Annotated in this window: 12 protein-coding genes; 3 read left to right on the top strand and 9 right to left on the bottom strand. The window is 73.4% G+C overall.

Annotated features, from left to right (window positions below; all coding sequences use genetic code 11):
- Positions 1-27 precede the first annotated feature (27 nt).
- From ABGB14_RS14710 to ABGB14_RS14720, 3 genes are all read right to left on the bottom strand, one after another.
- Positions 28-810, bottom strand: coding sequence for a hypothetical protein (locus ABGB14_RS14710; RefSeq protein WP_347644172.1), 783 nt, complete (start codon positions 808-810; stop codon positions 28-30).
- On the bottom strand, positions 803-1,381 hold the full coding sequence (locus ABGB14_RS14715; RefSeq protein ID WP_347644173.1) for an RNA polymerase sigma factor: 579 nt from the start codon (positions 1,379-1,381) through the stop codon (positions 803-805). Before ABGB14_RS14715 ends, ABGB14_RS14710 begins: the two co-directional genes overlap by 8 nt.
- Positions 1,382-1,643: 262 nt before the next feature.
- Complete coding sequence (locus ABGB14_RS14720; protein WP_347644174.1) at positions 1,644-2,666, bottom strand: MoxR family ATPase; 1,023 nt, start codon at positions 2,664-2,666, stop codon at positions 1,644-1,646.
- Positions 2,667-3,007: 341 nt separating this feature from the next.
- On the opposite strand from ABGB14_RS14720, the gene ABGB14_RS14725 reads away from it, so the two are divergent.
- The 3 genes from ABGB14_RS14725 to ABGB14_RS14735 are packed head-to-tail and all read left to right on the top strand — an operon-like array spanning position 3,008 to position 8,933.
- Entirely contained in the window at positions 3,008-4,207 is a 1,200-nt protein-coding gene (locus ABGB14_RS14725; RefSeq protein ID WP_347644175.1) for a hypothetical protein, read from the top strand.
- Positions 4,204-5,568, top strand: coding sequence for a hypothetical protein (locus tag ABGB14_RS14730; RefSeq protein ID WP_347644176.1), 1,365 nt, complete (start codon positions 4,204-4,206; stop codon positions 5,566-5,568). Before ABGB14_RS14725 ends, ABGB14_RS14730 begins: the two co-directional genes overlap by 4 nt.
- 41 nt (positions 5,569-5,609) lie before the next feature.
- Entirely contained in the window at positions 5,610-8,933 is a 3,324-nt protein-coding gene (locus ABGB14_RS14735) for a chromosome partitioning protein ParA (RefSeq protein ID WP_347644177.1), read from the top strand.
- A 20-nt stretch (positions 8,934-8,953) separates the two neighbouring features.
- Here the strand turns inward: ABGB14_RS14735 and ABGB14_RS14740 are convergent, their stop codons facing one another.
- From ABGB14_RS14740 to ABGB14_RS14765, 6 genes are all read right to left on the bottom strand, one after another.
- The gene (locus tag ABGB14_RS14740; protein ID WP_347644178.1) at positions 8,954-9,961 is read right to left on the bottom strand and encodes a hypothetical protein; all 1,008 of its coding nucleotides are present in this window, start codon (positions 9,959-9,961) and stop codon (positions 8,954-8,956) included.
- Positions 9,945-10,262, bottom strand: a complete 318-nt coding sequence (locus ABGB14_RS14745) for a hypothetical protein (protein WP_347644179.1) — start codon at positions 10,260-10,262, stop codon at positions 9,945-9,947. The genes ABGB14_RS14740 and ABGB14_RS14745 overlap by 17 nt, the downstream gene beginning before the upstream one ends.
- Positions 10,263-10,461: 199 nt before the next feature.
- Positions 10,462-11,448 carry a hypothetical protein gene (locus ABGB14_RS14750; protein ID WP_347644180.1) on the bottom strand — a complete coding sequence of 329 codons (987 nt, stop codon included), beginning with the start codon at positions 11,446-11,448 and terminating at the stop codon, positions 10,462-10,464.
- On the bottom strand, positions 11,432-11,749 hold the full coding sequence (locus ABGB14_RS14755; protein WP_347644181.1) for a hypothetical protein: 318 nt from the start codon (positions 11,747-11,749) through the stop codon (positions 11,432-11,434). Before ABGB14_RS14755 ends, ABGB14_RS14750 begins: the two co-directional genes overlap by 17 nt.
- Positions 11,739-12,116 (bottom strand): hypothetical protein, encoded by a 378-nt coding sequence (locus ABGB14_RS14760; RefSeq protein ID WP_347644182.1) that lies wholly within the window; start codon positions 12,114-12,116, stop codon positions 11,739-11,741. Before ABGB14_RS14760 ends, ABGB14_RS14755 begins: the two co-directional genes overlap by 11 nt.
- Positions 12,117-12,207: 91 nt before the next feature.
- Positions 12,208-13,491, bottom strand: coding sequence for a citrate/2-methylcitrate synthase (locus tag ABGB14_RS14765; protein WP_347644183.1), 1,284 nt, complete (start codon positions 13,489-13,491; stop codon positions 12,208-12,210).
- Between the last annotated feature and the right edge of the window lie 45 nt (positions 13,492-13,536).

Genomic DNA, 13,536 nt, shown 5'->3' on the forward strand with positions numbered 1-13,536 from the left:
CGCGCCGATGGATGCGGGCGGGGAAGGCTAGGGGAGGTCCGGTCCGCGGTCGGTCCAGCCCGCGCCGAGCACGATCTCGGAGCGCCCGCCGTGGCCGCCGTCCTCGCAGGACAGCACCTGCGAGGTGACCGGGTCGATGATCAGGGTCCGCTCGACGCCGGAGGGCAGGTCGAACGAGAACGCCTCGCCGGCGCGCCCCCGCGCGTCCTGCCGTGCGCCCAGGTAGCGGACCTCGGGCAGGTCGGCGAGCGCCCGGTAGGCGGCCGCGCGCACCCCCGGCGTGGACGGCTTGGTCCACAGCAGGCCGCTGAGCGCGTCGGCCAGCAGCCCCTCCGAACCGGCGGGCAGGATCGCGGCGACGCGCGCGCGCAGCGCCGCGGCGTCGGACGGCAGGGCCTGGATCTGCTGGTACGTCAGGTCGCGCCCGGCCATGCTGAACGGCGACCGGCCGGTGACGCGGGTGATCTCGCCCTGCTCGGCGATCCACGCCCGGCCCTGCCTGGTCACCCAGAGCTCGGTCACCCTGGTGCCGCCGTGCAGCTTGCTGACGTGCCAGTAGGTGCCTTCCGACCCGGTGGCCGCCGCCGTGGTGGCCGCCGACAACAGGACCGAGCGGCCGTCGATGTGGCGTTCCGGAAGCCCAGGTATGACGAAGGCGAGCGCGAGGGCCGTCGCGACGGCGGGGACCGCCAGCCATGGCAGCCGGCTGCGCCGCCGCCCCGCCTGCACCCGCCGCCACACCCTGGCCTGGTCGTGCGGCCCCGGGCGCGGCTCACCGTACAGGTCGCGCACGCGTGCCAGCTCATCCATGGACGCGCACCTCCCCGAGCAGCGCCCGCAGCTTCTTCCTCGCCCGGTTCAGGCGGGAGCCGACGGTGCCGTACGGAATGCCGAGCGCGGAGGCGATCTCGTCGTGGCTCAGCCCGGCGAGCGCGACCAGCAGCAGCACGTCACGGTCGCGCCGGTCGAGCTCGGCCAGGGCGGCGGCGAGCTCAGGCCGCAGGCTCTGGGCACTGACCCGGACGGCCACCGAGTCCTCGTGCCCGGGCGTGTCCATGTCGGGGCCGCAGCGGCCGAGGGCGCGCAGGGTGCGGGCCTCGAGGCGGCGGTGCTTGCCGATGAGGTTGGTGGCGATGCCGTACAGCCAGGCGCGCACGCCCGCTCTCGACGGATCGTAACGATCGCGTTTGCGGAACGCGGTGAGGAACGTCTCGGCGACGATGTCGTCCGCGTGGTCGGCGCCGAGCCGCTGCGCGACGTAGGTGTGGATCTCCGCGAAGTGGGCGTCGAACACCGCCGCGAACGCCTCGGTGCCGTCCAGCACGCCTGGTGGATGTGCGGCCGCCCAGGGCACCGGCTTCACGATCGTCTCCCCCGTCATGTGCACCCTTCCGGTGTGTCAGTCGTCACCTGATATCACCCGACACGCCGTTCTGCTTTCACGGTGGCGCTGTACCGGGGGTCAGGAGGGGGTCAGCGCAGGAGGGGGCGGTCGCGCAGGCGGGTGGTGAGCGGGGTGCCGGCGCGGACGGCTCCGCGGATGGCGTCGCTGCGCTGCCAGGCCGCGGTGGCGGCGTCGATGACGTCGCCGGGTGCGTACCGAACGCAGGCGGCCCGGCGGCGCGGGAGGCGCGGGCGGGGCCCTACGCCGCCTGCGGCACCGGCATCCCGGCGAGGATCTCGCCGAGCGCCGCCGCGGCGGTGACCTCGCGCAGCTCCGCCTCGGGCGTGAGGATCAGGCGGTGCGCGAGCACCGGTACGGCCAGCGCTTTGACGTCCTCGGGGACGACGTAGTGGCGTCCGGCGGCGGCGGCCTTGACCCTGGCCGCGCGCAGCAGCGCGAGGCTGCCCCGAGGGCTGGCGCCGAGCCGCAGGTGCGGGCTGGTCCGGGTGGCGGCGCACACCGCCACGATGTAGTCGTAGACGGGGTCGGCCACGTGGATGTGCGAGGCGAAGTCGATCATCCCGGACACGTCCGACGCCCGCGCCACCACGGGCAGCCGCTCGACCTGCGGCCCGGTCGGCATGCCCTTGAGCACCTCGACCTCGGAGACGTGGTCGGGGTAGCCGACGGAGATCTTCATCAGGAACCGGTCGAGCTGGGCCTCGGGCAGCGGGTACGTGCCGTCCATGTCGACGGGGTTCTGCGTGGCCACCACCAGGAACGGACGGGGCACCGGATGCGGTTCGGCGTCCACCGTGACCCTGCGCTCCTCCATGACCTCCAGCAGCGCGGCCTGGGTCTTCGGCGAGGCCCGGTTGATCTCGTCGGCGAGCACGATGTTCGCGAAGACGGGCCCGTGGTGGAACTCGAACTTCTGGTGCGCCTGGTTGTAGATCGACACACCGGTGATGTCGCTCGGCAGCAGGTCGGGGGTGAACTGGATGCGCCGCCACTCGGCGTCCACGCTGGCGGCGACGCACCGGGCGAGCGTGGTCTTGCCGGTGCCCGGCACGTCCTCGACGAGCAGGTGCCCCTCGGAGAACAGGCAGATCAGGGCCAGCTCGATGGCCTCGTGCTTGCCGCGGATGATGCGCTCGATGTTGGCGGCGAGCAGTTGGAAGCGCTGGGCGAACTGGCCGGCCAGCTGGGCCGGTTGCTGCGGCGGCTGCTGGTACGGCTGCACCGTCTGCTCGAACTGGTCCTGGTGGTTGTACTGGGTCAACTGAGTCCCCTTCTCAGCCGGTGCACTCGTAGAGCTGCGCGGCCGGGAACCCGCCGCGCGGTGTGGCCATCAGAGTCTCCCGAGGGGACCGTCGCCTTCGGGCGCCGCGACCGGGCACGCGGCCACCACGGAGGCGATCACCGCCGTGCCCCGATCACCTCGGAGCATGCGCGTCCGCACCGCTAACTCCCCGTATGCACAGTTACAGAGCTTTTGCCCCCGCCTTACCGGGCATCACCTTAGCGCTCAGCCGTCGCTTGCGCGTATGTACTCGCTGGTAGGGGCATGGGTTCGCCAGGAGACGGCGGAGAGTGTCGGTGCGAAGCCGTACCTTAGTCCCCGTGCCAGAACAGCCTCTGACCCTCGACGCCGTCCTCACCGACGAGGCGGTCCTGTCGACCTACCGCCGCATGTTCGCCGCGCTGGCCCGCGACAGCGGGGCGGTGGTCGACGATCCGGCCCTGGTCGACATCGCCGAGACGTTGTTCGCCGCGTTCGCCGAGGCGGGCGAGGAGTGGCTGACGCACGAGCAAATGCGCTTCGCCTGCCGGGCCCACCCCACCGACCAGTTCGACAACCGGCTGCGGGTGCTCAAGGGGCTCGGGGCGATCCGCGAGGTGTTCCCCAAGCCCAACCAGCTGCGTTACCGCGCGTCGTTCACCAGCGTGGTCGGGCTGATGTTCATCCGGCGGATGATGGACGACGGCGGCCAGTCGGAGATGCACCGGCTGCTCGCGCTCGAAGACCTCAACGTCGCCGACCCGCGCACCACGATGGAGGAGGCGGAGCAGAGCGCGGTCAACCTGACGCGGGCGTTCCGGCTGTGGGCGCTGGAGCTGATCACTCTCACCATGGGCACCATCGAGGAGCTGCGCGAGCAGGCGCCCAAGCTGTGGGGCACCGAGGAGATCGCGCGGCGCGCGCAGGGGCTGCACGGCACGATCCTGACCCGCTGGCCGCAGCTCGACCGGGTCTGCACCGACCTGCGCGCGGCGATCTACGCCTACAGCGACGCCTCGCGCCGGGCCGCCGGGCGGCTGGCCGACTCCGCGGGCACCACGCGCAACCTGACGCTGCTGCCGACCGAGACGTGGCGCACGTTCGCGCAGACCGCCTCCAGGGAGCAGCTGGCGGCGGTGCTCGACGGGGTCGTCTTCGACGCGCCCGCGCCCTGGCACGATCCCGCCGCCATCGCCCGCGCCGTCGACGAGGCGCCGCGGCCCGCGCCCGCCCAGCCCACTCCCCCGCGTTCCAACCTGCCCGATCCGGGGCCCGGCGACGCGCTCGACACCTCGCCCGACGCGGCCACGGAGCGGCTGACGCAGGTCGCCGAGTCGCTGCTGGGCGACGCCTCCCGGGTGGCGCTGGCCGACGTGCTCGGCTCCGACTGGCCGTCGGCGCGCCGCGTGCTCGCCGACCTGACGACGCTCGACCTGCGGCCCGAGCTGCCCTACCGGCTGACGTGGGCCGACGGGCTCACGATCGCCCCGGAGCGCGAGCCCGCCTGGTTGTCCCACGGCTATCTGGAGCGCGCCCGATGACCGAAGACGCGGCGATGGCGCACGTGCGGGCACGATCCACCGGGCCGCTGCGGCTGAGGGCAGGGGCCGTCCCGCCACCGGGGATGGCGCGGCTGACGCGCCCCGACTCCACCGGGCAGGCGCTGCCGGTGTGGCCCGACGGGGTGACGCCCTCCCTGCTGGACGAGCACCAGGTCGCTCCCCTGCCAGTGGAGCGCTCCGGCGAGACCCGGCGGGTGCTCGCCGCCGTGCTCAAATGTTGCTGGACCGACCTGTCCGCCGACCCGTGGCCGGGCCGTCCCGCGCCGGTGGAGCTGGTGCTCGACACCTACCGCGCGCTGATCGGCCGCACCGACGACCTGATGCGCAACTGGGCGGTCGGCGCGCTGCGCCGCCTGCACGACTCGGCCTGGATCGTCATGGACGACGGCGTCGTCTGCCCGGGCCCGCGCTGCGCTCTCTGGCCGGTCGAGTCCCATGCCCAGCTGCAGGAGCTGGTCCGGCGGCTGCCCGAGCCCGAGCGCCCCGAGCTGACCGTGGTGGGCGATGCCGACATCGTGGCCGCCGCCTCGGAAAGCGCGCCGGAGCCAGCGGCGGAGCCAGGGGGCCGGGTCGAGGCAGGCGCGGCGGAGTTCGACGACCTGCTGAGCGGCTACGACGAGCGGCGTCGGGCGGAGCTGGTGGCGGCGTTCATGGTGGTGGAGCACGCGGCAGAGCCGGTGCAGGAGGCTCGCTTCGCCGCCCTGCGCGACCCGGCGCTGCGGCACACGCTGGGCGAGATGCTGGCCCGGCGCGGCCGTACACTCGTCCAGCACCGCGAACGCTGGATCTCCGGCTACGACGACGCCTGCGCCGCCGCCCTCACCGTGTCCACCGTGTCCACCGTGCCCACCCCGGGCATCGAAATCGGCGTCGGTGGTGCCGGAGCCGTCGAGGTGCCCGCCCAGGCCGAGCCGGCGGACCATGGCGAGGGCGCGCACGCCCGGGGAGACGCGCACCTCGCCGAGGCGGGGGCGCGGCTCGGGGTGAGCGAGCGGGCCGTGCTGACGCTCGTCCTGGTGCACTCCGTGGCGATCCCGAGGGCCGAGGGGCTGCTGCCCGAGGACAGCTGGCTGTCACCGCACCCCACGCCGGCCGACGAACTGCGCCGCCACACCCAGCTGCCGATCGGCGAGCTGGAGGCGGCGTTGCGGGCGCTGCGGCAGGCAGGGCTGCTGGGCCAGGTGAAGGCCGGTGAGGAGGCGGGCGGCTACGTGCCGGGGCCGCAGTTCCACCGGCTCACCCCGGCTGCTCGGCGCCGCCTGCAGGAGGAGCTGATCCTGGCCGCGGGGCCGAGCACCCCGCTCGCGGCGGCCGTACGCGCGCGCAGGTCAGCGCGGTGAAGATGACGGATGCAAGGGTAACGGGGGTACGAGTGTCGCAGGTGGAGAACGTCGTCGGAGACCGCGTGCTGATCGCCGTGCAAGCGGTCAACATCTCGCGGCTCTCGACCCATCCGGTGCCCACCGTGCCCGGCACGCTCATCGTCGTGGCCGGCGCCGGGCCCAAAGACTCCAACGGCGCCGGCAAGTCATCGTTCATCGCCTCGATCACGGCGCTGCTCGGTGATGAGCAGTGGCGATTCGCGTCGGGCGCGAAGGCGGTGTCCGAGTTGCTGTTCAACGCCGAGCTGGCCAGCGGCGCCGGGTCCCGCCAGTGGGCGAGCGCCGACCACGGCTACATCGTGGGCGTGTTCGGGCCGCCCGGCATGGACGGCTTCGCACCGGCGGACCACGGCGCCGCTCCGACGGCCCACGCCCCGGAGACCGGGGCGGCGTCCGGCGCTCCGGACGACGCCGCATCCGGCGGCCCGGTCCCCCGCCGTGCCGCATCAGAAGGCCCGGTGTCCGACCTCTCCGTGACCGCGGACGCCGGGTCCGGCAGCTCCGCCTCCGGAGGGGAGGCGGCGTTCGTTCTCGGGGATCCCGGAGCGGGCGCGGAGTTGTTCGAGGTGCCCGACACCTCGGGCGGGGCGCTCACCGTGTGGCTCAAGGTCAACCAGGAGGCGCCCCACCTGGAGATCAGGTGGCGGGAGGGTGTGCACCTGGCGGCGTCCCCGTCGGAGGCCGAGCGGGTGGCTCGCGCCGACGAGATCTGGGCGTCGCTGCCGAAGTCGGCCGGGCGGCGCGACGTCGTGGCCCGCGACCTGACCAAGGTGCTCTACGGCGACCGGGTCAGGTGCGTGTCGTTCCTGTCCACGTCCGTGCGCAGCAAGGTCGCCACCAACCTGCTCTCCCAGCCGCTCAACGAGATCTCCCCCGAGCGTGTCTTCGAAGCCATCGCCGCGCTCACCGGCCTGGACGCCGAGCTGGAGCAGGAGCGGGAGGCCCGGCGCGACGAGCACGCCAGGCGGGTGCGCGCGGCGCGGGCCGCCGATCGGCTGGCCGAGTTCGAGTCGGAGTCGAAGGCGTTGCTGACCACGTTCGACCGGCGCGACCAGGCCAGGGTGCGGCTGGCGGGCGCGTTGCGGTGCTGGCGGGGCAGGCTGGCGCGCAAGCTGGCCGACGCCGCGGGCAAGGACGACGTCCTGGCCGCCGGCCTCCAGCGGCACGTCGCGGCGGAGGAGGCCGCGGCCGGGTCGATCGCCATGGTCAAGGCGGAGATCACGACCCTGCGGGAGGACACCCTCGACCGGCAGGTCTCCCAGGCGCGCAAGGAGCTGGCGGCGATGCAGGCGCGGGCCGCGAAGCTGGACGCCGACCGCGCGGTGGCGGAGAACTCCGCCGACGAGCTGCGCGGGCTGATCCCGGCGCTGGAGGAGAGCCGCAGGTTCGCGGACGGGCGTGACGTGCCCGCGGCCGAGCGGGAGCTGCGGGAGGCGCGGCTGCGGCTGAACGAGGCGCTCAAGGCGCTCGGGGTGGCCGACCAGGAGGTGTCGTCCGCTCAGGCGGCGCTCGACGATGCCGAGGGCGGACCGGCTGCGGCCCAGCTCGACGCGCTGACGGCGGCGGGGATCGGCGCGACGGGCCTCCTCGACGCCCTCGACGTGGCCGAACAGGCCCGCGACTCCGCGAGCCCCGCCCAGGAGCCCGCCCAGAAGCCCGCCCAGAAGCCCGCCCAGGAGCCCGCCCAGGAGTCCGCACGGCAGAAGGCGCCGGACGACGCCGGAGACCTGGGCGCCGCGCTCAAGGCGCGTTATGGCAAGGCCGGCGGGCAGCAGGACGGGCGGCCGGGGGCGGTCCCGCTGGGCGAGCTGCGGGGGTGGCCGAACGAGCATGCGGTGATCGTGGACGCGGCGCAGCTCGACGCCGCCGCCGCGGCCCTGGCGGAGCTGCCGGGTTCGGTGCTGGTGAGTGCCGCGGGGGTGAGCGTCGTCGGCGCGTTCGACGGGGTGGCGACGGGGCGTGAGGCCCGCATCAAGGCCGCCGAGCAGCGGCTCAACCGGGCGAAGGACGTCCAGGAGACGGCCGCGCAGGCCGTGCGCGACGGGGAGGAGTCCGTCGCCGAGGCGCAACGCCGTCTGGAGGGGGCCAGGGCGGGCGTGCGCCTGGACGAGCTGGAGGCGAAGCTGGCCGAGCGCCGGGCCGGGCTCGGCGAGCTCAATTCCGCCATCGAGGAGCTCGCGCCGAAGGTCGCCGAGGCCGAACGCCAGGCGGGGGCGCTGGACTTCCGCGCCCGCACCCGGGACATGGAGATCGAACGCCTCGAGGGGCGGCGGCAGCGGCACGAGGCCGAGCGGGCGCAGGCCCGTGACCAGGCGGCGAAGGTCACCGCCGAACGCGAGTCGCTCAAGCTCGACGCGCTGGCCGCCGACTGGGGCGGCACGGTCGAGACGGCCCGCGAATGGCTGGCGGCGCTGCCGGAGGAGGAGCGGCCCCGTACGACCGAGGAGTGGTGGCGGATCGCCGAACGCCACCTCGACCAGGCGTTGCGCGACACCTTCCCCGAGGACGACGCGGAGGTCCCCGAAGAGCTGCGGTTCCTGCTGGAGGAGCGGGGCGGGAGCACGGCGCGGGAGCAGGCGACGTTCGCGGCGGTGTGCGGGTCGCTGGCCTCCTACCTTCGAGGTCAGGAGGAGTACGAACGCCACCAGCGCCGGCAGATCGAGGCCCAGCTGGTCTCCAGGCAGCGCGACCTGGCGGCGGCGGCCAGGGGGGCCGAGGAGGCGGCGCAGTCCACGGCCGTGCACCGGGCCGCGCTGACGGCCGCGATCAGGGCGCGGCTGACGCGGGTGGCCGAGGAGTTCGAGAAGCTCGACACCTCGTACGGCGGCTACGGCGCGACGCTCGAGTTCCCGGTGCCGCCCGCGCCCGCCGATCCCGAGCAACGCTGGCAGTGGCGAGTCACGCCGAAGTGGCGGCGCGGCGAGGGGCAGGGGTTCGTGCCCTACAACCGGCGGGCCAACACCGCGCTCATGGACGAGAAGGCGGTCAAGCTGGTGTGCGCGGCGGCCATCGCCTCGTCCGGAGGCGGGCATCTGTGCCTGGTGCTCGACGAGCTGGGGCGCAACCTGGGCAAGGAGCACCGCAGGGAGGCGGTGGCGCTGTTCAGGAGGATCGGGGAGACGTACGGCATCACGGTGATCGGGGCGCTGCAGGACGACATGGAGCCGTACGCGATCGACGCCTGCGGCCAGTACATCAAGTTGCGGCGCTCGTCCGACGCGATGCCGTACAACGAGCCGCCGGTGATCGTCGGGCACGACCAGCACGGCGAGCGCGTGCGGGCGCTCGCCGCGTACGTGGACCGCGGTGTCCCGCCGAGGTGAGCGCTGTGCCGGCCGGACTGTCAGCCAAGTCGGGAGAACCGGCGCTTCAAGTCGCTCACCTCGCGGCGCAGATTCTGCAGGTCGGACGCGTCCAGCCCGTTCGCCCTGGCGATATCGTCCACCCGGCGGCCGGCGTCGTCCAGATGTCTGCCGCCCAGCCCGAGCTCTGATTCGATTTGTTGCCGCGACGCAGCCTGCTGCCGGAGGCGCTGCTTCATCCATTCGTCAAGATACGGATGGTCCGCCAGCGGTTGCCCAGCCAGTTGCCTTCTCCTGTCTTCGCTGATCTCTCCGCGCCCTTGCGCGCCCCTCAGCCTGACATCGAGGGTCATCTTGGCGTCCTGCTCGTGCTTTTGTGCCTGTGCCAATCCTTTTTCGGCGCGGACGATGATGGACCTGGCTTGTCGGATGGACTCCCCGGCACGGGCCTGTGCCTGCATGGCCCTGGACTGCGCCGCCGTGACGGGATGTTGTCCCGTCCCCCGCTGCGTGGCGGACGCGGTCCGGGCGGCCGCCGGCTGCCCGGTGGCCGGCGGCTTGGCGGGCGTGCCCCTGAGCCGCTCGGCGAGCTTGGTGTAGATCCGTCCGATGAACCGGGTGGCGGTGAGCAGCCACTGCTGCATGCGCTGGGCGACCGGCCGCAGCAGCGGCCTGATCAGCGCCCGTCCCGACGGCGTGAGAGCGGCCGCGCCTGCCAACACGGCCAGCTTGACGAGCATCCCGCCGGCCCATTTGACCGCGTTCCACGCCACCTGCGCGGCACCCGCTCCGAGCGAGGCGAGCTGCGCCTGGGCAGTGCTGCGCCGCAGCACACCGTCCTGACCCGTCACGTGCTCGGCCAGCGCGTCCGAAGCGGCGCCCGTGTTCGCACCGCCGAGCCGGAACGCGCGCGCGCCGTCGCCGGCGACCGACGCCTGCGCGCGGCCCAGGGACTCCAGAACGCCCGCCTGGCGTTCCAGCTCGGTGGTGTCCGGCGGGCGCGGAACACCCAGCAGGCCGAAACCGGCCTCCTCAAGCCCGGTGGCCATGGTCGGCGCTCACCTCTCCCATCGCCGCCGCCTCCGCCTCCGCGTTCGTCGCCGCCATCAGCGCCTGGCCCTGTCCCGTCCCGCCGAGCCCGGCGATCACCTCCGCGGAGCCGCCGAACAGCGCGAGATCGTCGGCCGCCCGCGCCGGCCGATCCTGCTGCGCGGCGCGCACGGCGGCGACGATGTGGCCCACCAGCTCGTGCGACCCGAAACGCATCGCCCGCAGGTCCAGCCTCAGCCTGGCCGGCAAACCGCCCTCGCCACGATCGCCCCACCAGAGCGTCAGCGGTCTCCCCGGCACCGCTAGGCGCGTCGTCCTCAGGCGCCGCAGGTACATCATTACTCCAGTTCGAAACCATCTGTCTACATCAGAGTCAACAGCATTAAACCCGTCCCAGCGTGCGCATGACTACTCGTCAGCAGGAACATCACCAGCCCTCACACGGTGGCAACCGGTCGCGTGGCCGGCCCCCGCGGTGTGCCCGTCACGGCCCGCTTGGTCACACGATCCGGTACATGTCCTGGATCTCGAAGGGACCGTTGATGTCCATGCGGGCGGACCACGCGCGGTCGGCCATTTCAGCGCGCTGGAAGGTCAAGTCGCTCACCTGCTGCCGCACGCCGTTCAGGTCGGAGGCGTCCAGCCCGTTGGCCCTGGCGATCCCGAGCCCTTCGTCCACGTGCCGCCGGGCGTCGTCCAGGTGTTCGGCGCTGTGCCTGCTGAGCTGCCTCTCGATCTGTTGCAGCCGGCGTCCCTGCCCCTGCAGTTTCCGTTTGGTCATGTCATCGAGATACGGGTGGTTCGCGAGCCCTTGTGCGTCGAGCCGGGCAATGGTGGCGGCGTCGGTCCTGTTGTGGGCGTACGCGGCCCTGAGCGTGTCTCTGGCGCTGCGCACGTGCGTTTCGACCTCGCTCAGCCGTTTGCCGGCCCAGTTCATGCTCATGGTGGCCTCGTTCGTCGAGTTGCCGGCACGCATGGCCGCAGTGCGCGCCGCCTTGGCGGGTGTCCCCCTGAGCCGCTCGGCGAGCCGGGTGTAGATCCGTCCGATGAACCGGGTGGCGGTGAGCAGCCACTGCTGCATGCGCTGGGCGACCGGCCGCAGCAGCGGCCTGATCAGCGCCCGTCCCTGCGGCGTGAGAGCGGCCAGGCCCGCAATCCCGGCCAGCCCGACGAGGATCCTGCCGGCCCATTTGACCGCGTTCCACGCGACCTGCGCGGCGCCCGCTCCGAGCGAGGCGAGCTGCGCCTGGGCGGTGCTGCGCCGCAGCACACCGTCCTGACCCGACACGTGCTCGGCCAGCGCGTCCGAAGCGGCGCCCGTGTTCGCACCGCCGAGCCGGAACGCGCGCGCGCCGTCGCCGGCGACCGACGCCTGCGCGCGGCCCAGCGACTCCAGAACGCCCGCCTGGCGTTCCAACTCGGTGGTGTCCGGCGGGCGCGGAACACCCAGCAGGCCGAAACCGGCCTCCTCAAGCCCGGTGGCCATGATCGGCGCTCACCTCTCCCATCGCCGCCGCCTCCGCCTCCGCGTTCGTCGCCGCCATCAGCGCCTGGCCCTGTCCCGTCCCGCCGAGCCCGGCGATCACCTCCGCGGAGCCGCCGAACAGCGCGACCAGGTAGTCCTGGTAGGGGCCGGCGAAGTCGGGGTAGGGCAACGGGCCCGTGCTGCCCGCCACCTGCCCCCGGAAGCCCTCGTGGACCTGCTGCTGCTCGTCCGTCAGCGTACGGAAGTGCCGGGCGGACGCTTCGCGGCCGGCGACGTCCCAGGTGATCTCTTCATCTGTCATCACGGTGCATCTTTCCTGAGGGCGGATCGTCCAGGCGGCGCAACATTTCTTCCAGACTGGACGTCAACCGGGCGAAATCGCTGGCTGCCTGGGCTTCCATGTCGTTGACGCGGCGGATGAACTCCTCCGTGTCCGGGCCGTCCTCCGCGGGCGTGGCGGGCTCGGCGACCCGCGCCAGCCGATCCTGCTGCGCCGCCCGCACGGCGGCGACGATGTGGCCGGCCAGTTCGTGCGACCCGAGGCGCATCGCCCGCGGGTCCAGCTTCAGCCTGGCCAGCAGGCCGTCCTCACCGACGGCCGCCCTGACCTGACCACCGGCAGCCTCCCCCGCTCCGGTGGGCGGATCGTCCTCAGGGGCCGCTCGCACGTCATCACTCCAGTCTCGTTGCTCACCTTTGGCACATCTGGTTCATAGGCATTAAACCCGTCCTGATCGCTGCATGACCACCCGGCCGACGTCAGGTGATCGGCGGGCCGGTGTAGGAGGCGCGCAGGCGGAGGAGGGTGCCGCGCTCGTACTCCTCCATGGCGTGCGCGAGCCAGCCCGCCGCCCTGGCGACCGCGAAGATCGCCTCGCCCGCGCCGCTCACCATGCCGCTGACGGCGGCCAGGATGGCGAGGGAGAAGTCGATGTTGCGCTCGGGCAGCCGCCTGCGGCGCATCTCGGCCAGCACGGCCTGTCCCGCGGCGATCCGCTCGTGCTCCGGCGCGGCCTCCTTGACCAGGTCCAGCAGGGCGCCGCCGCGGCCGTCGCCGTTGGTGTAGACGCTGTGGCCGAAGCCGGGGACACGTTCGCCGCGGCGCAGGCGATCGGTGATCGCGCGCGCGGCCTGGCGTGGCTCGGCGACCTCGGCGAGCAGGCGCTCCGCGCCGTACGAAGCACCGCCGTGCAACGGGCCGCCCAGCACGCCGAGGCCCGTCAGGACCACGGCGTACGGGTCCGCCCGCGCGGAGGCGGCGACCCTGGCGGCCAGCGTGGAGGCGGCCAGTTCGTGGTCGGCGAGCAGCACCAGCGCCGCCTGGAGGGCGTGGAGCAGGCCGGGAGCGGGCGGCGCCGGGCACAGGCGGGACCACAGGCGCTGGGCGATCGACTCGCCCTGCGGCTCGCTGAGCTGCGGCATGGCGTCGACCAGGCCGGCGATCAGGCGGCGGCCCGTGTCGCTCACGGAGGCGGGATCGAGCTGGTGGCGGAGGGGGTCGGAGGCGCCCAGCACGGTGGCGATCACCTGGAGGCGATCGAGCGGCAGCAGGTCCTCCGGCAGCCCTTGCTGGGCGGCGACGGCGGCCCGCAGCGCCTGCGGCTCGCACCGCCACACCGCGCCGCCGGAGGGCGCCGCAGACTCCTCGCCGTGACCGCCGCTTCCCGCAGGGGAGCCGGCGGGTGCGGGCCGCTGGTGCGGGAGGGCGGGGCCGGCGGTCCAGAGCCATGCGGCGACCGTCTCGAAGCCGCTGGTCGCGGCGAGCTCCAGCACGTCGCGCCCCCGGTAGTAGGGCCGGTCGACGCCGAGGGCGGTGACGGCCGACTCGATCACGAGCTCGGGCGGCCGGTTGCGGGGGCGGCCGCGGCGGGCGAGGCGTTCGACCTCCTCGGCGGAGAAGAGGCTGCGCCGCCCGTCGTCGCCGTGCCGCCGGCGCAGCACTCCCCTGCTCACGTACGCGTACAGCGTGGCGGGTTTGACGCCTAGCCGTTCGGCGGCCGTGGCCGCGTCGATCCACTCCATCGCGGGGAAGCCCTCCGGCATGTTGATGAAAATCAATATTGATACACGTTGAGCAACCATGTCAAC

Origin of the sequence: Nonomuraea sp. B10E15, from assembly GCF_039871615.1 — a bacterium.
In the GTDB taxonomy this organism is placed as follows: domain Bacteria; phylum Actinomycetota; class Actinomycetes; order Streptosporangiales; family Streptosporangiaceae; genus Nonomuraea.